Origin of the sequence: Terribacillus halophilus (assembly GCF_900162685.1) — a bacterium.
Lineage (GTDB): Bacteria > Bacillota > Bacilli > Bacillales > Amphibacillaceae > Terribacillus > Terribacillus halophilus_A.
Window position 1 is genome coordinate 903,840 of record NZ_LT727828.1, and the last position, 20,953, is coordinate 924,792.

Here is a 20,953-nt window from a genome sequence, read left to right on the forward strand (position 1 = left end):
TTTCCGGGTTTCCTACATAAGGGGGAAACAGAATGAAGACAGATCATTTGTATTACCCGTATCATTCACAGCGCACCACAACTATAGCCCGGCAAGGCATGGTTGCCACCTCGCAGCCGCTTGCTGCACAGGCAGGATTGGATATGCTGAAAAAGGGCGGCAATGCAGTTGATGCAGCTATTGCAGCAGCCGCCATGCTTACGGTTGTAGAGCCAACTTCTAATGGAATTGGCGGTGATGCATTCGCGCTTGTATGGATAAAGGACAAGCTGTATGGATTAAATGCCAGCGGACCTGCACCAACATCTATTAGCATTGAAAAAGTAAAGCAGCTGGGACATAAAGAAATGCCGCTGCATGGTTTTATCCCGGTAACCGTTCCAGGTGCACCAGGAGGATGGGCTGCTCTCAGCAAGCGTTTCGGCAAGCTTTCCTTAGTGGACGTATTGCAGCCGGCTATCTACTATGCGGAAAATGGGTTTGCTGTAACACCAACAGTTGCCAAGCTATGGGAACGTGCATACAAGAAGTTCAGTACCACTTGTACGGATGGCATGTACAATGCTTGGTTTGACACGTTCGCCCCCAATGGTGATTATCCGAAAATCGGAGATGTATGGAAATCACCCGATCATGCAGAAACGCTGCGTCAAATTGCCCGCACAGATGCGAAGGACTTTTATACAGGTGAACTAGCAGCTAAATTGGCGGAATTTTCTGCGGATAATGACGGATTCCTAACGGCTGATGATTTGGCTGCTTATGAACCAGAATGGGTAGAACCGATTTCGGTGAACTATCGAGGGTATGATGTATGGGAAATTCCTCCGAACGGACAAGGCCTAGTGGCGCTGTCTGCGCTGAATATTCTGAAGGGCTTTACATTCCATGAAAAAGAATCAATTGATACATACCATAAGCAAATGGAAGCGATGAAGCTTGCGTTTGCTGATGGTCATGCTTATTTGACGGAAGAACAGCATATGACTGTGACCGTAGAGGAACTGCTGTCTGATACATATGCTGCGCAAAGACGGGCGCAAATCGAGGAGTTCGCAAAAGAGCCGGAAGCGGGAGAGCCAAAGCAAGGTGGAACGGTTTATCTGGCCGCTGCTGATAACGAAGGCAATATGGTTTCCTTCATCCAAAGTAATTACCATGGCTTTGGTTCTGGGCTTGTTGTACCGGGAACAGGTATTGCGCTGCAAAATCGCGGACACAACTTCAGTTTGAATCCAGCCCATCCGAACAGTCTGCAAGGCGGGAAAAAGACATTCCATACGATTATTCCAGGCTTTTTGACGAAGGATAAGCAAGCAATTGGTCCTTTCGGCGTAATGGGTGGCTTTATGCAGCCGCAAGGACATGCTCAAGTGGTGATGAATATGCTGGATTTTGGTCTTAATCCGCAAACTGCACTAGACGCACCGCGCTGGCAGTGGATTCAAGGCAAAACGTTTCATGTGGAAGCGGACTTTCCGAAACATATCGCCGAAGCGCTCATACGGAAAGGACATAATATCGAGGTCAAAGCAGATCGTTCCACATTCGGTCGCGGCCAAGTCATATGGCGCGATCCCGATACGGGTACATTATATGGAGGAACCGAAGCACGAGCAGACGGCAGTATTGCTTCGTATTAGAAAGGTTGAGCAACATGATTTACTGGAACTTATTTTTAGCATTTTTCCGTGTCGGCATTCTTGGGTACGGAGGAGGACCAGCGTCGATTCCTCTCGTGGAAAAAGAGGTCGTCAAACAGTATAAATGGATGGATGATGAAGAATTCGGCAATACGCTAGCACTCGGCAACAGCTTACCAGGACCGATTGCAACGAAGCTGGCCGGGTATATCGGCTACAAAGTCGGCGGCTGGATTGGCATGATTTGTGCGCTCGTGGCAACAGTTATTCCCACTGTTGTGCTCTTAATTATCTTATTTTCTTTTGTGGAGGCATTGAGCAATCAGCCGTGGATTAACGGGATGACGACTGCCGTTATTCCGGTTGTTGGGGTGATGCTGGCAGTTATGACTATTGATTTTTTAAAGAAATCACGTAATGGACTAAAAAGCTGGCAAATTGTCGCGTTATTGCTAGCGTCCGTTGTGTTAATTGAACTGCTGCATATTCATCCAGCCTTTCTTATTCTTGCACTTCTTCTGTTTGCGCTGCTCAAACCGGAGAAACAGAAGGAGGAAGGCGCATGATTTATTGGCAGGTATTTTTGGCTTTCTTTATTCCGGGGATTATCGGATATGGCGGCGGGCCTGCTACAATTCCGCTCATCGAGAATGAAGTGGTAGACAGATATGGCTGGATGTCTACAGCAGATTACAGCCAGACATTAGCACTGGCAAATGCGCTGCCAGGACCAATAGCCACCAAGCTCGCTGGTGTGATCGGCTACCAGCAGGCAGGCGTACTTGGGGCAGCAATTGGTTTGTTTGCCACTGTAGCGCCGTCGCTTATTTTAATGATCGGACTGCTTAGTCTGTTAGCAAAATTCAAAGACTCTCCTCGGGTAAAAAGAATGACAGCTTATATTCGCCCAACGATTGCCGTATTGCTGGCGGGTATGGCAATCAGTTTTTTCCACACGTCTTATGAAAGTGCGGGCTGGATTCATACTATTATCCTTGTGGCAGCAAGCTACTTACTTATGGAAAGATGGAAAGTGCATCCGGCTTTTGTTATTTTGGGAGCACTCGTATACGGTGCCGTTTTAATTGGTTAGATCCTGCTGAAATTTTAGCAGGATTTTTTTCTCTAGGCAGGAGTTAGCGGTAAAAGGGCTAATGTAATTAGTAAAATGAGATGCACTGCATAATCTAGTAAAGAACAGGGTAGCTAATTAGCATGGGGAAATAGGATAAAAAAAGGAAGAAGGAGCATCTTATGCGCGTTACCATATGGAACGAATGTCGTCATGAGAAGGAAAACGACACAGTGAGAAGCATCTATCCCCGAGGTATTCATGGAGCAATTGCCGAATTTTTGGATCAAGCAGGATATACTGTACAAACTCGCACACTTGACGATCCAGAGCAAGGATTGGATCAAGAAACATTGCAGCAAACAGATGTATTGATTTGGTGGGCGCACAAAGCCCATTCAGAAGTGAATGATCATGCGGTCGAGCGTGTGAAACAGCGTGTTTTGGCAGGCATGGGATTAATCGTATTGCATTCCGGTCACTTCAGTAAGATATTCCGGAACTTAATGGGAACAACTTGTGATTTGAAATGGCGACAGGATGGGGAGAAAGAACGGATTTGGGTTGTGCAGCCGAGTCATCCAATTACACGAGGGCTGGATGAGTATTTCGAGCTTCCGGAAGAGGAGATGTACGGCGAGCATTTTGATATACCTGAACCGGATCACACCTTATTTATCAGCTGGTTTGAAGGCGGTGAAGTATTCCGCAGCGGATGCACGTATAATCGAGGAAAAGGAAAGATATTTTATTTCCGGCCTGGTCATGAAACGTACCCGACTTACTACGATAAAAATGTGCAAACCGTTATCTGTAATGCAGTGGAATGGGCAGCGGCACCATCAGCTGTGGTCCCTAATTACGGAAAAACAGAAGCCCTGGAGCCAATCTTACGCTTAGCAAAGAAATGAGCGTACAAAGCCGTCTGTTGAGATGACGGCTTTTACATAAACAGAGAGAAAAAAAGGAGGAGATAAGTATGAAAGCTATTGGTATTTATAAGAACACATCTGTGGATGAGGCGAATTGTTTTAGCGAAGAACAGTTGGACAAGCCTGTTGCAAAAGGCGGAGACGTTTTGGTGCAAGTAAAAGCAGTGAGTGTGAACCCAGTTGATACGAAGCAGCGAAAAATGAAAGAAGATGATGGGAATTTCCGCATTCTTGGCTTCGATGCTGCTGGTATCGTTGAAGAAGTAGGCGAGGATGTACAAGGATTCAAGCCTGGCGATGAGGTCTTTTATGCTGGATCTGTTGCACGTCAAGGATCGAATAGCGAATACCAGCTCGTCGATCATCAAGTGATTGCGAAGAAACCATCCAACCTTAGCTTTTCAGATGCGGCTGCTCTTCCTTTAACGGCGCTCACTGCATGGGAAGCAATGTTTGAGAAAATGCATATCCCACTTGATATCGAAGCAAACAAAGGGAAAACGATTTTGTTGATTAATGCAGCTGGCGGTGTAGGCTCCATTGCATCACAGCTTGCAAAACTGCATGGATTGCATGTTGTCGGCACTGCTTCACGTGAAGAAACGGAAAAATGGGCCAATCAGCATGGAACAGAACAGACAATTAATCACCATAAACCGCTTCACCAGCAGCTAGAAGCATTAAGTATTGAAACTGTCGATTATGTATTTTGTATGCACCAGCTGGACAAGGCATGGGATGACATTATCGAGGTCATCAAACCAGAAGGCATTATCGCGGCGATTACAGGACCGGTGGAAGGAATCAAACTGACCGATTTGACTTCGAAAAGTTTGACACTTGTTTGGGAGTACATGTTTACTCGTACATTGCATCAGACCGACAGTAAATATAAGCAAGGCGAGATTTTGACTAAAGTAGCGCAGCTTCTCGAAGAAGGGCGTCTGCGTACAACAAAGGCGGAAGAATTGGAAGGTCTTACAGTAGAAAACCTTCAAGAAGCGCATAAGCGGCTGGAAGAAGGCAGTATGATCGGGAAGCTGGTTATTTCTGTATAAACAAAAGGCAGGCACATTGCCTGTCTTTTGTACTTCTTTTTACTTGTACTATTGTATAATAAGTATAAGACATATAGTGGAGAGGTGAAGAAAATGATACATAAGATAGCAGTCATTACTAGCGGAGGAGATTCACCAGGAATGAATGCGGCCATACGTGCTATTGTGAAAAGTGCAAACTACCACGATATTGAAGTTTACGGTGTAGAAGGCGGATACCAAGGGTTGATTGAAGATAAACTATCCATTTTGCGCACACCAGATGTCGAGACAATCGCCAACAAAGGCGGTACGATACTAAAGACATCACGTTCTCTGGCTTTCATGGATGAACCGGGAAGAAAACAGGCAGTAGACGTGCTGCGCAATTATGGTATCGCAGATGTTATTGTTATCGGCGGGGAAGGATCCCTTCAAGGTGCACAAAAGCTGCATGAATTAGGCGTTAGAGTTGTTGGAATTCCAGGAACAATTGATAACGATTTGGATTACACCGATTATTCCATCGGCTTTGATACAACACTTAATACTGTATTAAGTTCGATTGGCAGAATCAAAGATACGGGCTTATCGCATAACAAAACGACCATTGTCGAAGTAATGGGCAGACATTGCGGCGATTTGGCGCTGTTTACTGCAATAGCTGGTGAAGGTGATATCATTTCCACACCAGAATATAAGTTAAGCCTCGAACAAATTTGTGAGAAACTGCAGGATAGAATAGGTAAAGGCAGGAATGATAATGTCATTGTCGTGACAGAGCGGATGTACAATTTGGATGAACTGCAGCAGTATATCGAGGAGAATATGAATATAGAGGTACGAACAACTGTATTAGGATTTATCCAGCGCGGCGGCGAACCTTCCGCATTTGACCGGATCCTTGCGAACAAAATGGGTGTCAAAGCTGTGCAGATGTTAATGGAAGGTGAATCTGGCTATGCCATCGGGATTAAGTCTAATCAGCTCATTCAAAAAGATTTGAAAACGATGCTGGACGAAAAAACCGACAAGCAGCCAAGTTATGATTTACTGGAATTGCTGTTGCATACAACGTAATCGCTTACAAGATAGGCTGCCTAAAGGCAGTCTATTTTTTGTGGCCTTTTTCGTTTAATGAATTTGCTATTAAAATAGATGAAGACGGAGCATAACTAGTAAGGCTGATAACTGGGACGCTTTTAATTGACATTTATACCATAGGGGGGTATGGTATATGTATAAACGAAATGGAGGAATGACTGTGGATAAGTTTCTGCATGATCACCCTAGTACACCTAGAACAAAAGATGAAAAGCAAAACGTGATAAATCGTTTAAAACGAATAGAAGGACAAGTGCGCGGTATTCAGAAGATGGTGGAGGAAGACCGCTATTGTATGGATATTTTAGTGCAGCTTAGTGCAATTCAGTCTGCACTGAAGAATGTCGGGTTCTCGGTGACAGAGCGCCATATGAATCATTGTGTTAGTGATGCCATTTCAAAAGGTGAAGGAAAAGAAGCGATTGAAGAATTGATGAGCGTGATGAAGCAATTTTCTAAGTAGGGAGGGAGTAACGTGAGCGAAACGAATCATACAACGCTTGGTATTACAGGCATGACGTGTGCTGCATGTTCGAATCGAGTGGAAAAAGTGCTGAATAAAATGGATGGTGTTGATGCCCAAGTCAATTTAACAACAGAAAAAGCCACCGTTGATTATGATGCAGACAAAGCATCGATAGAGGACATAACCAAAAAAATCGAAGCGATTGGTTATGGCGTTATGACCGAAAAAGCCGAGTTCGATATCACTGGCATGACTTGTGCCGCCTGCTCCAGCCGAATTGAAAAAGTACTGAACAAGCAAGATGGCGTAAAGAATGCCTCCGTTAACTTAACGACAGAAAGTGCCGTTATCGAATACAATACAGGCTTAATCGAACAGCAAGCATTGATTGAGAAAATCCGCAATATTGGTTATGATGCCAAGCCAAAAGCAGAAGCGGAAGAAAGCCGGTCGCAGAAAGAAAAAGAATTAAAACGGAAGAAAACAAAATTAATCATTTCAGCTGTTCTATCTGCGCCGTTATTGCTTACAATGCTTATCCATTTGTTTGGCATCAGCTTGCCAAGTATATTGATGAATCCATGGTTTCAATTTGCGTTAGCGACGCCTGTTCAGTTTATTATCGGCTGGCAATTTTACGTGGGCGCTTATAAAAACCTGAAAAATGGCGGAGCTAACATGGATGTGCTTGTTGCACTCGGCACAAGTGCTGCTTATTTTTACAGTTTGTATGAAGCAGGGAAAACCATTGGAAACCCTGGCTATATGCCGCATTTGTATTTTGAAACAAGCGCTATTTTAATTACGTTAATTTTATTTGGAAAGTACTTAGAGGCTAGAGCAAAAAGCCAAACAACAAATGCTTTATCCAAATTGCTGCATCTGCAAGCAAAAGAAGCACGGGTTATAAGAGATGGCAAAGAGACGATGATTCCTGTAGAAGAAGTGGAAGCGGGAGATCATTTACTTGTAAAGCCGAGCGAAAAAATACCGGTAGACGGTATCGTTGTGAAAGGCAGAACGTCAGTAGATGAATCGATGCTCACAGGAGAATCAATCCCGATTGAAAAAGACACCGGAGCAGGACTCATTGGTTCCACCATTAATAAAAATGGGTCCATTGAAATGGAAGCAACAAAAGTCGGAAAAGATACGGCTCTTGCATCGATTATCAAAGTGGTTGAAGAAGCACAAGGCTCGAAAGCGCCAATTCAGCGGCTCGCTGATATTATCTCCGGTTATTTTGTGCCGATTGTGATTGGTATTGCGCTTGTGACGTTTGTGATTTGGATTGCCTTCGTCGAACGGGGTCAATTTGAACCTGCTTTAGTAGCGGCTATTGCTGTGCTTGTTATTGCTTGTCCATGTGCATTAGGCCTTGCAACGCCTACATCTATCATGGTCGGAACAGGCCTGGCGGCAGAAAGCGGCATTCTATTTAAAGGCGGAGAGCATTTAGAAAGAACGCATCAATTAGAAGCAATCGTGCTCGATAAAACAGGGACAATCACAAAAGGAAAACCAGAAGTAACAGATTTCACTGGTGATAAAGAAGCATTGCAGTTATTAGCCAGTGCGGAAAAAGGCTCTGAACATCCATTGGCAGAAGCAATTGTCGCACATGCGACAGAAAACGACCTCGCTTTCTTGGATGTAGATGACTTTTATGCGATACCCGGGCATGGTATTGAAGCAAAAATCGCCGGAAAACAAATATTTGTTGGAAACCGAAAATTGATGCATGACCGTCACATTGACATAGAAGGCGCTGAAGAAGCGTTAGCTGGGTACGAAACAAGCGGAAAAACAGCTATGTTACTTGCTATTGATGGGAATTATCGCGGTATCGTAGCGGTGGCAGACACGATCAAAGAATCGGCACCTGAAGCAATCAAACAATTACAAGAGCTCGGCATGGAAGTAATCATGCTGACAGGAGATAACGAAAGAACAGCGCAGGCGATTGCCAAGCAGGTTGGCATTACCCAAGTTATTGCTGGAGTGCTGCCAGAACAAAAAGCGGAAAAAGTAAAAGAAATTCAATTACAAGGCAAAAAGGTCGCCATGGTTGGAGACGGTGTCAACGACGCACCCGCACTCGTAACAGCTGACATTGGGATTGCCATCGGGACAGGAACAGAAGTAGCCATCGAAGCAGCTGACGTCACGATACTCGGCGGTGAACTGCTGCTTCTGCCAAAAGCGATAAAAATCAGTCATAGCACGATTCGCAATATCCGTCAAAACCTTTTTTGGGCTTTCGGCTACAATACAGCGGGAATTCCAGTCGCAGCAATTGGACTGCTTGCACCTTGGATTGCCGGAGCCGCAATGGCATTGAGTTCTGTAAGTGTTGTCGCTAATGCCCTGCGATTAAAACGAGCAAATCTATAAGCCGCAACTTTAAAGGAGGTGAAATAGCATGGAAAAGACACTAAACGTACAAGGCATGTCTTGTGGTCACTGCAAAGCATCCGTTGAAGGAGCATTGCAGAAACTTGATGGCGTATCAGCAGCAGATGTAAATCTAGAAGCTGGTACAGTCGTTGTATCTTATGACGAAGTAAACGTTACAATTGATACAATGGTAGAAGCTATTGAAGACCAGGGATATGATGTTACTGTTTAATCATAAGTAATAGAAATCAACAAAAACGAAGCGGATGAATCTGAACTAGGATTCTTCTCTTCGTTTTTTATAGGGAGGTAATACTGTAGTCGAATAGGCGGAGGCTAGGCTGATTTACATATTCCCTAGTAATTGGTTATGGTATGCTATATTTACCATAAAAGGGAAGGGTGACATTTCTTGAAAAGAAGAAATAAATTTTTCTTTGCTGTTTTGCTTTCATTAATTGTTAGTGTATTAGGAGCATGCTCCAATTCAAGCGAAGATAATTCATCTGCTGCAGACACAGAAAAGAAAGAGATGAGTGAGACCGTATCTTCAAGCAACCCTGATGCGGAAAAGCATAATCAAGTAGATAGCGACAAGGAGGAAAGGACTTCTGAAAACTTGGATACAAATAAAAATACAGAAAGTGATAAAAATAGCGCGGAAGACAAATCGGATGCAAGTCACGCAGCATCAGAGGAGGAGTCACCTACTGATGCCAGCGAATCAAGCGCTGGGAATGAAGATAAGCAGATTGTGACGGATTCTAATAGTGAAAATACCTTTGATATAAAGAACTATTTAGATGCTAACTATGCGATAGAAGGTGTTCATTATGTTACAGATACTTGGGAAAATAAAGAAACAGGTAAAGTGGAATGCATTGTTAACATCCTTCCTGATACGAAAGAATATAGTAATGAATTAAACGAAGTATTTCATAGTAATATAGGTCTTTACGAAGATGAGAGAACAGATAAGCTGGATAAAACAGCAAATGCTATCATAAGAGACTTACCTGAAATAAATAGCAATCTACATATTGAATCGGTTAATTGGGTCTCTTACGATGGGGAATTTCATGTCACGTTAATCCAAGATATAAAATAAGGTAAAGAAGTCAGCAGCCCTTGTTTGAAAAATGGTATGAAATAATTATGTAAATGATAGAAGACTTCTGAGCTAAACTATTTTTGCCTAAGTCTTCTTTTTGTGTTCCCGAAAATTCTTGAATTATAGTGAATCTCTCGCAAGGCTAATCCAACCAGCTAAGTGATGATGAATATTGATCATAACCTACAGTAATTCCGCATAAGAGCTCCTTTCCCCATCTTTTTATTTTAACTTATATAACTAAACAAGGAGGGGGATGAATAAGAATCCTTATAGCTCACTATTCAAGCGCTAGCTGCAACTAGCTCTACAAACGATTTTCTTAGGAGATGCGTTACTTTACCTATTTCAAATACACAGTTTGCTCACCCGTGCGGTAAGGGATAATTCTTTTTAAGCAGCATATGAATAGTGTTTATAAGTGGTTTTGCATTGTTAGTAATCCGGAATTAAAAGGACATACAAAATGATTGTGATTAAGTTTTCCAGGATTAGGGTACTGGAATAAAGACTTATGAAAGCGTTTACTAAATTGTGAGGAGGAGCTGTGATGAAGCGAAGCTTTCTGATGGTTGCCTTACTGGCCGGTCTAGGGTTGGCAGGCTGCTCGGCTGTGACGGGCGGAGATAGTACGAGTGATGACAAAGTACAGATTACATATGCGAGGGGGACAGATACGACTGGCGCCACAGACGTATTAGTGAAAGAGTTTGAAAAGGATCATCCAGATATTGACGTCGTTGTACGAGAAATGCCATCTGATTCGGGGCAATCACATAATCAGTATGTGACAATGTTCAGCGGCAGAAGCCCGGAAGTAGATGTATTTGATGCCGATATTGTCTGGTCGGCGGAATTCGGTCAGGCAAACTATGTGCTGCCGCTTGATCGTCTGATTGAAAGAGATCAAATCAATATGGACGCGTATTTCCCGGCTACAGTTGAAGCTGGCCGTTATAACGGCAGACAATACGCGATGCCTGGTTATGCAGATGCTGGACTTCTTTATTACCGAACAGACATAACTGATCAAGTACCCAAAACATGGGATGAACTCGAGAAGCTGGCTCAGGAAAATATGGGTAAAGAAGGAGCGAAATTTGGTTACTTAATGCAGGCTGCACAGTATGAAGGAATCGTGACAAATGCGATTGAGTATATTTATTCCTATGGCGGACAAGTGCTGGATGCGAATGGGAATGTGGTAATCAATAGTCCAGAAGCGATTGAAGGTCTGAATAAAATGATCGACATAGCAAATAGTGACTTTGTCCCGAACAACGTACTTAACTTTAAAGAGATTGACACAGAGTCTTCATTTAATGAAGGTAATGCCGTTTACGCGAGGAACTGGCCTTACATGAATGATACAGCAAATGACGAAAAAGTATCAAAAGTAGCCGGCAACGTTGGTATTGCCACAATCCCAGCCGGCAGCGACGGAAATGCTTCTGCTCTAGGTGGCTGGATGCGAATGATTAACCGCTATTCAGATGAAGTAGAAGCTTCTTGGACTTTTGTTAAATGGATGAGCGGAGAAAAAGGTCAAAAAATCAGCGCGCTTGAAGGCGGAAAGGCTCCGACAATTGAAGCTTTATACGAGGATAAAGAGATTACCGATGTGAGTGCAGTTCTTGCGAGCGATGACTTTTATAACTCTTTACAAAACGCCATACCCCGCCCAATCACACCTATTTACCCAGAAATATCTGACATTATGCAAATTGAAATTTCCCGTGCGCTAACTGGCGAGATTACGGCGGAGGAAGCGGTTGAACGTATGGAGACGAAAATGCAAGCTGCGTTGGAATCCGTAAACCAATAAAGGAGCTGAGCGTATGAAGCAACCGAAAAAGAGACGGTTCCAGCTGAATGAACGGCAGCTTGGTTATGCGATGGTCGCGCCGTCTATTATTCTTATTGCAGTTATCATCATTTGGCCTATCCTATTATCCGCCTGGAACAGCTTATTCGATTACCGACTCAATGACCCTTCCAAAGCGGAGAGAATTACCTCTTTGAGTATCAATCTCGAAACATATGCCGATAATCGCTATCTTGTTTATGACACGATGGAAGATGTCAGAGACACAATGCCACAAGCAGAAAGTACATTAGCTAACATTACCTCCGCATTAGATGAACAGCACGAAACTTTGTTAAAAACAGATGAAGGACTTGCCGATCGCTATGAAGAAGTCAACACTATGCTGGAAAATTATCAGCCTGTCAATGATGATGATCTCCGGCTGACAGAAATTCCGGAAGCATGGACAGATGGCTTCACTGCTACGCTGGATGAGCAAACCGCAGCAGTTCAAACGTTGCGGGAAGATGCGCCGGAGGGTGCCATTCAGCCGTTGACAGATTTAGAGTCCCAGCTGTCAAATACGAAAAATGCCGTCTTGGAACCAAACTTTGTCGGAGTCAACAACTATACCCAGTATCTTGCTAATGGCCGAACATGGACAGCAATGTTGAACACGCTGTTGTTCACCGTCGTAACAGTTGGTGTTGAGCTTGCCGTCGGTATGCTAGTCGCCTTGCTGATAAACCGCGTGTTTATCGGACGCGGACTTGTTCGGGCTGCTGTATTAGTGCCTTGGGCAATACCGACAGCAGTTGCGGCGATGATGTGGACGTTCCTCTTTGACGGACAATCCGGCATCATGGCCCACTATATGGCGCAGCTTGGTATCATTGATGATCCGGGCGTCTTGCTTTCTACGGGAGCGGGCGGTATGTTTTCGGTCATGTTTGCTGATATCTGGAAAACAACGCCGTATATGGCACTTTTGCTGCTGGCTGGCTTGCAGACAATCCCGCGTTCGATGTATGAAGCAGCGGCGGTTGATGGAGCTAATAAGTTCCAGCAATTTTTCTCGATTACATTGCCGATGATTCGCTCGGCAATTTTGGTGGCTGTCTTATTCCGCGCATTGGACGCATTCCGTGTGTTTGACTTGATCTACGTTCTTACAGGGGGCGGACCAGCAAACTCAACGGAATCCATTAGCGTCTACGCGTATAAGCTTTTGTTCGAACAGCAGAATTTCGGTGCCGGCTCCGCATTGAGTGTGATCGTATTCTTGAGTGTTGCTTTGCTCAGTACGATATTCATCAAGCTAATCGGTTCTGATTTGTTCAGCGGAAGGTTAAAACAATAAGACAGGGGAGGAAAATAAAATGGCAAAACGTGCCGGTATCGGTTTCTACATTTTCTTGATTATTTTCGTATTCTTAGTCATGTTTCCGTTCATATGGGTGTTTCTGACATCAATTAAACCACAAGGAGAAATCTTTTCTTCCTTCCAATGGTTTTCAAGTAACATGACATTCGAAAACTATGTATCTGCTTTGGAAACACGACCACTGCTGCTGTACATGCTGAATAGTTTTGTTGTAGCAACACTCACCACGATCATCTCTATTATTGTTGCATCTTTTACAGCTTACGCGGTTACCCGGCTGCCAATAAAGTTTAAAGGATTGATCCTCGGACTCGTCCTGGCAGCGTCCATGTTTCCGCAGATCGCCGTACTTTCACCAATCTTCAACTTTGTAACGGATGCTGGTTTGCGCAACAGCTATCTTGGCTTAGTCATTCCGTATATTACGATTAGTCTGCCGCTAGCTATTTGGATATTGTCGACATTCTTTATTAAAATTCCGCTTTCGCTGGAAGAATCGGCAAAGCTGGACGGAGCAACCCCATTCCAGACTTTCCGGAAAATCATCTTCCCGCTGGCTGCACCAGGCGTATTTACAACCGCTATTCTTGTATTTATCGCAGCGTGGAATGAATACCTATTTGCGCTGACAATTAATACCGAAGATAGCTGGCGTACGATTCCGGTCGGTATCTCTTTCTATCAAAGTCAATTTAGTGTTCCTTGGGGAGATATTACAGCCGCTACCGTTATTGTGACCATCCCGATCGTCGTTCTCGTCCTCTTGTTCCAGCGCCGAATTGTTGCTGGACTGACAAGCGGATCTGTTAAAGAATAATAGACTTGGAGGTACTGTTTAACTTATGAAAACATTACGCGTAGGAGTTGTCGGACTAGGAAGTATCGCACGCAATCGCCACTTGCCGGAATTGGAACAAAATCCGCATACTGAAATCACTGCCGTCTGTGACGTCGTGCCAAGTCGTTCAGAAGAAATTGCCAAAGAGTATCAAGCAACAGCTTATACGGAATACGAAGAATTAATTGAAGATCCCCGTCTCGATGCTGTCATCGTTTGTGCAGCAAACCATCTGCATGCCCCTATTAGCATCGCAGCTTTGCAGGCAGGAAAGCATGTACTTTGTGAGAAGCCAATGGCAACAACGCTTGCGGAAGCTGATGACATGATTGCTGCGCAAAAGGAAAGCGGGAAGCTGCTGTTGATTGGGCATAATCAAAGCTTTGTTCCTTCCCATAAAAAAGCACGTGAGCTGATTCGAGCTGGCGAACTTGGCAAGATTTACAGCTTCCGAACAACATTCGGTCATGGCGGTCCCGAACAATGGAGTATTGATGGAAAAAACAGCTGGTTCTTTGAAAAAGAGAAAGCATACATTGGAGCACTCGGGGATTTAGGCGTGCATAAATCCCACTTAATTGAATTCCTGCTGGATGAACCTATTCAAGAGGTGGCGGCGTTTGTCGACACGCTGGCAAAACCTTACGCCAACGTAGATGATAATGCGGTAGCTGTGCTGCGTACAAAATCGGGTATTATCGGCACACTCACTGCAAGCTGGTCGTATGTTGCAGAGGAAGATAACGCTACGATTATCTATGGCGAAAAAGGTGTAATCCGACTAGAGGACAGCCCGGATTATTCCATGGTAGTCGAGTATCAGAATGGCGATAGAAGCTACCATTCACTTGGTGCAATTCAGACAAATGACGCAGACGCACAGACAAATTCGGGCGTGGTAGACGCGTTTGCTAGCTGTGTACTTGAGAACAGTACGAATTGTCCAATTACCGCGGAAAAAGGACGCTCTGCACTAGCGGTCATCCTTGCAGCATTGGACTCTAATAGTACGAAAAAGATTATCTCTCTGACGGACGAAGCAGTAGAAAAGGGGGAACAAGCATGAAGCTAGGTGTCTTTACCGTTTTGTTTCAAGAATTGTCATTAGAAGATATGCTGACACGTGTAACACAAGCTGGATTAGATACCGTGGAAATCGGTACCGGCGGATATCCTGGCAATGCGCATTGTCCAATTGATGAGCTGCTGGAAAGTGAGGAAGCACTCCAGCAATACCAAAATACTTTTGAAAAGTACGGCGTAACAATTGGCGCGTTCAGCTGTCATGCTAATCCCATCTCTCCAGACAAAGCGTTTGCGGAGGAATCGGATTGGCTTTTGCGCAAAACGATTAAGCTTGCCGCAAAAATGGATGTTCCTGTTGTAAACTGTTTCTCAGGTGTAGCTGGTTCAGAGGAAAGTGCCACAAAGCCAAACTGGCCAGTAACAGCGTGGCCGACTGAATATGGCGATATCTTAAACTGGCAGTGGGAGCAAAAGCTTGTTCCTTATTGGAAGGAACTCGGTACCTTTGCCGAAGAACATCAAGTGAAGATTGCCTTAGAATTACATGGCGGATTCCTCGTGCACACACCATACACCATGCTCAAGCTGCGCGAACGCACAAGTGAAGCAATCGGAGCCAATTTTGATCCAAGTCATATGTGGTGGCAAGGCATTGACCCAACCGCTGCCATTAAAATTCTCGGCAAAGCCGGCGCCATTCATCACTTCCATGCCAAAGACACATTCATTGATCCCGATAATGTAAACATGTACGGTCTAACCGATATGCAGCCATACAGCAGCATCAAAACACGCGCATGGAACTTCCGCACCGTCGGACTCGGCCACAGCATAGAAGAGTGGAATAACATGATCAGCGCACTCCGCACCTACGACTACGATTATGTCGTAAGCATCGAGCATGAAGATTCCCTCATGTCTATTGAAGAAGGCTTCCAGCGAGCTGTAGATAATTTGAAGAATGTAGTGATTACAGAGCCTGCTACTACGATGTGGTGGTCGTGATAAAACAGCACTTGCCGTAATGGCAAGTGCTGTTTTTGTGATGACAAACTGATTTAAGTTAAGCAGACGGACTTCTTTGTGAAATATTACTAGTAATTATGGTAATATTTTCAATGGAGGGAGAAGTAAAATGAAAAATGAAAAAATGATTTTTGTATTGATGTCTGCTATAGCTATGCTTATATCGGCTGCTTGTGGTTCGACAGGTGAACAGACCACATCAGATAGTGGGGAAGCTGAAATAAACAATGTTTCTGTAAAAGATAAATCAAATGATTTAACAGATACAAGTTCAGCAAATGATGAAGCGGGTACAAACGAGACTGAAAAGAAAACTTCAACTTCAGCTGAAGACAACGTTCAAATCTCTAGCGGAGATGAAGCTGTAGCATTCTTGAAGGAAAAAATGGCAGAGGGAAAAGATGAAGATATATCTTTTGGTACAGATGGAAAGCTTTTGACCGATCAGAAAGGTTCGTATTATGTAATACAACTAGTTGATGTATCTATACGAGTTTCTGATAAAACTGGTAACCTAGGGTACTATAAAGTTTATCAAAACGGGACTTATGAAGATTGGCAGGCTTCCGCTGCTACAGAAAATAATGATGCTTCAGGGAAAGACGAATACATAGAAGAACTGAACGCAATGGAAGAAGCAGATAAGAATGCAGAGACTAAATCAACAACAAAAGATATGATTGATCAAGAAAATGAAAAATATAAAAGATGGGATAACAAACTGAATGAGATATACGGTGTACTTAATGAACAATTGTCCGCAACCGAAATGAGTGAGTTAAAAGAAAAACAACGAACTTGGATCAAAGAACGCGACAAAGAAGCAAAAGAGGCTTCTCTAAAATATGAAGGCGGTACGATGGAGGCACTAGAATTAGTGGCGACGAAAACAACTATAACCAAAGAGAGATGCTGTGAGCTAGTTGAAAGGTATATGAAATGACAGTTCATTGAATTTCTAATCATTTCTGAAAGGAATAGTTATAATGAAGAAAATTCCTCTTATATTAATTGCTTTAGCAATAACTTCTTTAAGTGCTTGTAATAATACTTGGGTGCTAGAGAAAGATAGATTAGGTGAAGCTCCAGATATAGAGCATTATATAGATAAGCTTCAAAGTGATTATCCAGATTTTAAAGGGTATAAGGTTTTCACAATATCAGAAGGATCCAAGATGGTAGTTGTTTCAACTGGTTCAAGTGAACAGGTTCTCAGTTTTTCGGAATCGGAGATATCTAATGATAAAACAACAATATCAGTAGAAGAGAAAACCGAAAAAGTGAAAGAAGAAAATGCTTATATAATGATTGGCATTGACGAAATTAAAGGAGAACTTTCTGTAGTTAACGAGAGCAAAGAAGAGTACAAAGAATTTATTGAAGAGAAAGGGTGTGTTTTAAGGATTGAGAAGTAATCTATATACGAAGATGCTTAGCAATAGAAAGGACAAACGCACCTATCTATGAGAGGAAATTATACCATATGCATACTCTTTGGTTTGGAGGAGATTTTTTGAAGTTAGTAGCCAAACATAGTTATAGACTTATATTGATTTTACTGGCTATATCAGCCGTTACAGGTTTTGCATCAGATAATACAGCTCTAAAAGACATAATATCTGTATCCGTTTTTGTGCTAGTAGCAATGATTGCTTTAGTCAGCAGGAAAATAGATAAAGAAGAAAGGTAAGGGTGGCAGTGCGACAGACTGCAACGGAACTTTAAACTGCTGCGCTTTTTCTGTACGTACCACTGTGCCACTTTGTTCAATCCTTTTAAGTTTAATCCACATCAAACTACTGCATCTCCACCATCAATGAAAAAACTCCGTAAACAATCTTCCCAAACCCCTTCATGAAATTTTGTTTTAGTAATATACTCTAACTATGAATCTAAATTTTAAAAAGAAAGCGGGTGATCTATATGAAGGGCGGTTTAACACTGCTTCGAGAAAATCTACAGCAAATTAAACCTTCTGAAAAGCATGCAGCCAATTACATACTTGCGCACCCTGCTGAAGTGGTCCAGCTTACAGTGAAAGAGCTGGCAGATAGGAGTGGGTCAAGTGAAGCGGCGGTTATCCGTCTGTGCAAATCGATTGGTGTGACAGGATACAGAAATCTGAAGCTGAAGATTGTTGGTGATTTGCAAAATGTAAGCGCTGACATAGGTGCATTTCATGAAATCAAGCCGAATGATACGGTTGCACATTTGATGGAGGCGATTGCAGAGAAGCATACACAGTCTATCAGAAAGACACTGCTGGTTAATGATGCAGCGGCAATGGAAACTGCAGTATCAGCAATCGCTCATGCTCGTAAAATTGATTTTTATGGTGTAGGCGCTTCTTATTTAGTGGCAGAAGATGGAGAACAGAAATTTGGCCGGATTGGCAAGTGGTGTACGGCATATAGTGACGCGCATCAGCAGCTGGCTTCTGCTGCAAATTTAACAGCAGATGATGTAGCCTTTGCGATTAGTTATTCCGGGGAAACGGAACAGCTGCTTCCTGTTCTGCAGCAGGCGAAGAAATCAGGTGCTACAACAATTGCAATGACGAAAGTAGGACAAAATCGGCTCCAGGAGCTAGCTAATATCAAGCTGTTTACTGTTGCAAGAGAAGCTCAAATACGCAGTGCAGCTACAAGCTCGCGAATTGTGCAAATGTACGTAATGGATATTATGTATACTGCTGTAGCTGGAAGAAATTACAATCATACTATCGAAGCGCTCGAAAGATCACGTCAGGCAATACAGCAAACATTCCAAACAGAGCAAAAGTGAGGGAAGAAAATGCTAGAAAAATTGATGACTGAAAAACGTAATCCAAGCACGATGCAGCTGGATCAGATTTCTGTAAAAGAAGTGCTGCAGCTTATGAACAAAGAAGATCAAACTGTCCCGCTAGCGGTAGAAGCAGCTTTGCCAGAAATCACAGCAGCAGTGGAACAAGTGATCGCCACCTTCCAAGCAGGCGGCAGACTGATTTACACAGGTGCGGGAACGAGCGGCCGACTTGGAATTTTGGATGCAGTTGAATGTCCGCCAACCTTCAGCACACCGGATCATATGGTGCAAGGTTTGCTGGCAGGCGGAATGTCGGCCTTTCGGAAAGCTAAAGAAGGAGCAGAGGATAATCCGAGTCTTGGAGCACGGGAGCTGGAGGAAATAGAATTATGTGCCAAAGATACGGTCATTGGCATTGCGGCAAGCGGCAGGACGCCTTATGTAATCGGCGCACTTGATTACGCAGCAGCTGTGGGTGCTGCTACAGTCAGCATAGCTTGTAACCGGAACGCGGCTGTATCAAAGCATGCTCGTATTGCAATTGAAGTAGAAACTGGTCCTGAGGTGCTGGCTGGATCGACACGATTAAAAGCTGGGACAGCACAAAAGCTGGTGCTGAATATGATTTCTACTGCCAGTATGGTTGGCATTGGGAAGGTATATGAAAATTTGATGGTGGATGTAAAACCAACCAACGATAAGCTGCAGGAGCGTTCCAAGCGTATTATTATGGAAGCGACAGGTGCTTCTTACAGTCTTGCAGAAGATGCGTTTAACAAAGCAGATGGTCATGTGAAGACAGCTATTGTCATGCTGCTGCTTGATCTGCAAAAGGAGGATGCCGCAGAGAAGCTGCAAGAAGCAGGAGGGTTTGTTCGATCAGCGATAAAAGCGTAAAGAGGAGGAATCAGGATGGCGAAGATGAATCAATTGGCGGAGCAAATCCTTCGCGAGGTTGGCGGTTCGGAGAATGTCGTTTCTTTAACGCACTGTATGACGCGAGTTCGCATGCGAGTGAAAAATGATGCATCGGTTAACTTTGATGCATTAAAACAGATTGATGGCGTCATGGGTGTTGTCGTAGATGATACGCTTCAAATAGTTGTTGGTCCCGGAACAGTTAATAAAGTGACAGATGAGATTAGCCGTATGACCGGACTTGGTGTTGGAGAAGAAGCTGCTGAAATAGATAATCTGACATTTGAGGAAAAGGCGCAAATCAAACGGGAAAAGATGAAAGAAAAGAATAAAACACCGCTTAAATTCCTGCTGCGGCGTATCGGGAATATCTTTATTCCGCTTATTCCTGGGCTGATTGCTTCCGGTATCATAAATGGTGGGGTGAGCTTTGCGGTCAACGCTGGTGCTGATCCGACACTTGCTATTGTACAGATTCTTCAGCTGATTGGCGGCAGTTTATTCAGCTTTCTCGCAATCCTGGTCGGATGGAATACAGCGAAGGAGTTTGGCGGTTCGCCAGTGCTTGGTGCCATTGCCGGGATGATTCTCTTCAACCCTGCGCTCGCAAATATTACCCTTTTCGGAGAGGCACTTGTACCAGGTCGAGGCGGGCTATTTGGTGTCATATTCGCTGCTTGGCTGATGACTTTTATCGAAAAACGCGTGCGCAAGTTTATGCCAAATAGTATTGATATTATTTTTACACCTATTTTAACTGTACTGTTCGTCGGAGTAGCTTCTTTGATTGTGATTATGCCGGTTGCTGGTGTGCTGTCCGATGGTATCACTTCCGGAATTAATGCTGTCCTGGATGTAGGCGGCGTTGTCGCTGGTGCTTTGCTGGCTGGGTTCTTCCTGCCGCTCGTTATGGTCGGATTGCATCATGGTTTGACTCCGATTCATGTAGAGCTGATCCAGACATTTACGTTTACAGCATTACTTCCTATATTGGCGATGGCTGGCGGCGGCCAGGTCGGTGCATCGATTGCCATCTTCGTTAAAACGCGCAACAAACGTCTGCGAAACATTATCAAAGGAGCGCTGCCTGCTGGTTTTCTTGGGATTGGAGAACCGCTTCTTTACGGTGTCACCTTGCCACTTGGCCGTCCGTTCGTAACAGCTTGTTTAGGAGCTGCTGCTGGCGGTGCCGTACAAGCATTGTTTGCAACTGGTGCAAAAGCCATTGGCGTATCAGGACTCTCGTTAATCCCGCTTATTGCAGAAGAGAAATACTTGCAATATATTATCGGTATCGTTGTCGCGTATATTGCTGGATTTCTTTTCACTTATTTCTTCGGTTTCAAAGAAGAGATGGCGAAAGATATTTAAGAAGAAGGGCGTCAGCTGGCGCCCTTTCTACATA

21 protein-coding genes are annotated in these 20,953 nt (G+C 43.8%); all 21 read left to right on the forward strand.

What is annotated here, in order from left to right:
• Nucleotides 1-32 precede the first annotated feature (32 nt).
• The 21 genes from B1K52_RS09020 (at nt 33) to B1K52_RS09120 (ending at nt 20,919) form a co-directional block, all read left to right on the forward strand.
• Nucleotides 33-1,643 carry a gamma-glutamyltransferase family protein gene (locus tag B1K52_RS09020; protein ID WP_077307446.1) on the forward strand — a complete coding sequence of 537 codons (1,611 nt, stop codon included), beginning with the start codon at nt 33-35 and terminating at the stop codon, nt 1,641-1,643.
• 14 nt (nt 1,644-1,657) lie between these two features.
• Nucleotides 1,658-2,209 carry a chromate transporter gene (locus tag B1K52_RS09025; RefSeq protein WP_077307448.1) on the forward strand — a complete coding sequence of 184 codons (552 nt, stop codon included), beginning with the start codon at nt 1,658-1,660 and terminating at the stop codon, nt 2,207-2,209.
• Nucleotides 2,206-2,736 carry a chromate transporter gene (locus B1K52_RS09030; protein ID WP_077307450.1) on the forward strand — a complete coding sequence of 177 codons (531 nt, stop codon included), beginning with the start codon at nt 2,206-2,208 and terminating at the stop codon, nt 2,734-2,736. Before B1K52_RS09025 ends, B1K52_RS09030 begins: the two co-directional genes overlap by 4 nt.
• Before the next feature lie 161 nt (nt 2,737-2,897).
• The gene (locus B1K52_RS09035; protein WP_077307452.1) at nt 2,898-3,626 is read left to right on the forward strand and encodes a ThuA domain-containing protein; all 729 of its coding nucleotides are present in this window, start codon (nt 2,898-2,900) and stop codon (nt 3,624-3,626) included.
• 68 nt (nt 3,627-3,694) lie between these two features.
• Nucleotides 3,695-4,705: a zinc-binding alcohol dehydrogenase family protein gene (locus tag B1K52_RS09040; protein ID WP_077307454.1), complete on the forward strand. Its 1,011-nt coding sequence runs from the start codon at nt 3,695-3,697 to the stop codon at nt 4,703-4,705.
• A 93-nt stretch (nt 4,706-4,798) separates the two neighbouring features.
• A complete protein-coding gene (gene pfkA / locus B1K52_RS09045; protein WP_077307456.1) occupies nt 4,799-5,764 on the forward strand; it encodes a 6-phosphofructokinase in 966 nt (321 codons plus the stop codon).
• A 157-nt stretch (nt 5,765-5,921) separates the two neighbouring features.
• The gene (locus tag B1K52_RS09050) at nt 5,922-6,251 is read left to right on the forward strand and encodes a metal-sensing transcriptional repressor (protein WP_373022361.1); all 330 of its coding nucleotides are present in this window, start codon (nt 5,922-5,924) and stop codon (nt 6,249-6,251) included.
• Nucleotides 6,252-6,263: 12 nt separating this feature from the next.
• Nucleotides 6,264-8,648: a heavy metal translocating P-type ATPase gene (locus tag B1K52_RS09055; RefSeq protein ID WP_077307458.1), complete on the forward strand. Its 2,385-nt coding sequence runs from the start codon at nt 6,264-6,266 to the stop codon at nt 8,646-8,648.
• Nucleotides 8,649-8,676: 28 nt separating this feature from the next.
• Nucleotides 8,677-8,883, forward strand: coding sequence for a copper chaperone CopZ (gene copZ / locus B1K52_RS09060; RefSeq protein WP_077307460.1), 207 nt, complete (start codon nt 8,677-8,679; stop codon nt 8,881-8,883).
• A 180-nt stretch (nt 8,884-9,063) separates the two neighbouring features.
• A complete protein-coding gene (locus tag B1K52_RS09065) occupies nt 9,064-9,759 on the forward strand; it encodes a hypothetical protein (protein WP_077307462.1) in 696 nt (231 codons plus the stop codon).
• 553 nt (nt 9,760-10,312) lie between these two features.
• Nucleotides 10,313-11,587: an ABC transporter substrate-binding protein gene (locus B1K52_RS09070; RefSeq protein WP_077307464.1), complete on the forward strand. Its 1,275-nt coding sequence runs from the start codon at nt 10,313-10,315 to the stop codon at nt 11,585-11,587.
• A 13-nt stretch (nt 11,588-11,600) separates the two neighbouring features.
• On the forward strand, nt 11,601-12,929 hold the full coding sequence (locus B1K52_RS09075) for a carbohydrate ABC transporter permease (RefSeq protein ID WP_077307466.1): 1,329 nt from the start codon (nt 11,601-11,603) through the stop codon (nt 12,927-12,929).
• Between the two features lie 19 nt (nt 12,930-12,948).
• Complete coding sequence (locus B1K52_RS09080) at nt 12,949-13,770, forward strand: carbohydrate ABC transporter permease (RefSeq protein ID WP_077307468.1); 822 nt, start codon at nt 12,949-12,951, stop codon at nt 13,768-13,770.
• Nucleotides 13,771-13,795: 25 nt separating this feature from the next.
• Nucleotides 13,796-14,857 carry a Gfo/Idh/MocA family protein gene (locus B1K52_RS09085; RefSeq protein WP_077307470.1) on the forward strand — a complete coding sequence of 354 codons (1,062 nt, stop codon included), beginning with the start codon at nt 13,796-13,798 and terminating at the stop codon, nt 14,855-14,857.
• Nucleotides 14,854-15,822 carry a sugar phosphate isomerase/epimerase family protein gene (locus B1K52_RS09090; RefSeq protein WP_077307472.1) on the forward strand — a complete coding sequence of 323 codons (969 nt, stop codon included), beginning with the start codon at nt 14,854-14,856 and terminating at the stop codon, nt 15,820-15,822. Before B1K52_RS09085 ends, B1K52_RS09090 begins: the two co-directional genes overlap by 4 nt.
• A gap of 130 nt (nt 15,823-15,952) precedes the next feature.
• Entirely contained in the window at nt 15,953-16,786 is an 834-nt protein-coding gene (locus B1K52_RS09095) for a lysozyme inhibitor LprI family protein (RefSeq protein WP_256855880.1), read from the forward strand.
• 43 nt (nt 16,787-16,829) lie between these two features.
• Nucleotides 16,830-17,258, forward strand: coding sequence for a hypothetical protein (locus tag B1K52_RS09100; RefSeq protein WP_077307474.1), 429 nt, complete (start codon nt 16,830-16,832; stop codon nt 17,256-17,258).
• Nucleotides 17,259-17,356: 98 nt separating this feature from the next.
• Nucleotides 17,357-17,533 carry a hypothetical protein gene (locus B1K52_RS17935; RefSeq protein WP_179106515.1) on the forward strand — a complete coding sequence of 59 codons (177 nt, stop codon included), beginning with the start codon at nt 17,357-17,359 and terminating at the stop codon, nt 17,531-17,533.
• A 233-nt stretch (nt 17,534-17,766) separates the two neighbouring features.
• Nucleotides 17,767-18,627 (forward strand): MurR/RpiR family transcriptional regulator, encoded by an 861-nt coding sequence (locus B1K52_RS09110; protein ID WP_077307478.1) that lies wholly within the window; start codon nt 17,767-17,769, stop codon nt 18,625-18,627.
• A 9-nt stretch (nt 18,628-18,636) separates the two neighbouring features.
• Nucleotides 18,637-19,527: an N-acetylmuramic acid 6-phosphate etherase gene (gene murQ / locus B1K52_RS09115; protein WP_077307480.1), complete on the forward strand. Its 891-nt coding sequence runs from the start codon at nt 18,637-18,639 to the stop codon at nt 19,525-19,527.
• A gap of 15 nt (nt 19,528-19,542) precedes the next feature.
• Nucleotides 19,543-20,919, forward strand: a complete 1,377-nt coding sequence (locus tag B1K52_RS09120; protein ID WP_077307482.1) for a PTS transporter subunit EIIC — start codon at nt 19,543-19,545, stop codon at nt 20,917-20,919.
• The last annotated feature ends 34 nt before the right edge of the window (nt 20,920-20,953 follow it).

Excerpts from the sequence above, each read along its gene's own strand:
- B1K52_RS09020 (WP_077307446.1), top strand. The coding sequence starts at position 33 with ATGAAGACAGATCATTTGTATTACCCGTATCATTCACAGCGCACCACA.
- B1K52_RS09025 (WP_077307448.1), top strand. The coding sequence starts at position 1,658 with ATGATTTACTGGAACTTATTTTTAGCATTTTTCCGTGTCGGCATTCTT.
- B1K52_RS09030 (WP_077307450.1), top strand. The coding sequence starts at position 2,206 with ATGATTTATTGGCAGGTATTTTTGGCTTTCTTTATTCCGGGGATTATC.
- B1K52_RS09035 (WP_077307452.1), top strand. The coding sequence starts at position 2,898 with ATGCGCGTTACCATATGGAACGAATGTCGTCATGAGAAGGAAAACGAC.
- B1K52_RS09040 (WP_077307454.1), top strand. The coding sequence starts at position 3,695 with ATGAAAGCTATTGGTATTTATAAGAACACATCTGTGGATGAGGCGAAT.
- pfkA (WP_077307456.1), top strand. The coding sequence starts at position 4,799 with ATGATACATAAGATAGCAGTCATTACTAGCGGAGGAGATTCACCAGGA.
- B1K52_RS09050 (WP_373022361.1), top strand. The coding sequence starts at position 5,922 with ATGTATAAACGAAATGGAGGAATGACTGTGGATAAGTTTCTGCATGAT.
- copZ (WP_077307460.1), top strand. The coding sequence starts at position 8,677 with ATGGAAAAGACACTAAACGTACAAGGCATGTCTTGTGGTCACTGCAAA.
- B1K52_RS09070 (WP_077307464.1), top strand. The coding sequence starts at position 10,313 with ATGAAGCGAAGCTTTCTGATGGTTGCCTTACTGGCCGGTCTAGGGTTG.
- B1K52_RS09075 (WP_077307466.1), top strand. The coding sequence starts at position 11,601 with ATGAAGCAACCGAAAAAGAGACGGTTCCAGCTGAATGAACGGCAGCTT.
- B1K52_RS09080 (WP_077307468.1), top strand. The coding sequence starts at position 12,949 with ATGGCAAAACGTGCCGGTATCGGTTTCTACATTTTCTTGATTATTTTC.
- B1K52_RS09085 (WP_077307470.1), top strand. The coding sequence starts at position 13,796 with ATGAAAACATTACGCGTAGGAGTTGTCGGACTAGGAAGTATCGCACGC.
- B1K52_RS09090 (WP_077307472.1), top strand. The coding sequence starts at position 14,854 with ATGAAGCTAGGTGTCTTTACCGTTTTGTTTCAAGAATTGTCATTAGAA.
- B1K52_RS09095 (WP_256855880.1), top strand. The coding sequence starts at position 15,953 with ATGAAAAATGAAAAAATGATTTTTGTATTGATGTCTGCTATAGCTATG.
- B1K52_RS09100 (WP_077307474.1), top strand. The coding sequence starts at position 16,830 with ATGAAGAAAATTCCTCTTATATTAATTGCTTTAGCAATAACTTCTTTA.
- B1K52_RS09110 (WP_077307478.1), top strand. The coding sequence starts at position 17,767 with ATGAAGGGCGGTTTAACACTGCTTCGAGAAAATCTACAGCAAATTAAA.
- murQ (WP_077307480.1), top strand. The coding sequence starts at position 18,637 with ATGCTAGAAAAATTGATGACTGAAAAACGTAATCCAAGCACGATGCAG.
- B1K52_RS09120 (WP_077307482.1), top strand. The coding sequence starts at position 19,543 with ATGGCGAAGATGAATCAATTGGCGGAGCAAATCCTTCGCGAGGTTGGC.